Annotated in this window: 1 protein-coding gene; it reads right to left on the bottom strand. The window is 68.5% G+C overall.

Annotation, left to right across the window (positions count from 1 at the left end):
* Nucleotides 1-232, bottom strand: a 232-nt coding sequence (locus ACZXDY_RS46780; protein ID WP_464350142.1) for a tyrosine-type recombinase/integrase, incomplete at both ends; no start/stop codon positions are given.

Raw genomic sequence — 232 nt, 5'->3', positions numbered from 1 at the left:
GGATCGCGGCCCGGGAACAGCCAGCCCTGCGGCCGCGCCGCCTTCCACCAGGCCCGCAGCAACTCAAGCAGGTGTGGCGACAGCATGACGTTACGGTCCTTGCCGCCCTTGCCCTGCTCGACGCGGATGATCATGCGCTTGCTGTCGATGTCGGCGACCTTGAGCGAAACCACCTCGGCAGCGCGCAGGCCGGCGCCATAGGCCACGCTCAGCGCCGCCTTGTACTTCAGCC

It is taken from the genome of Bradyrhizobium sp. LeoB3 (assembly GCF_055456055.1).
The sequence above is the reverse complement of the archived record's forward strand: the minus strand, read 5'-3'. Positions and strand labels throughout refer to the sequence as shown.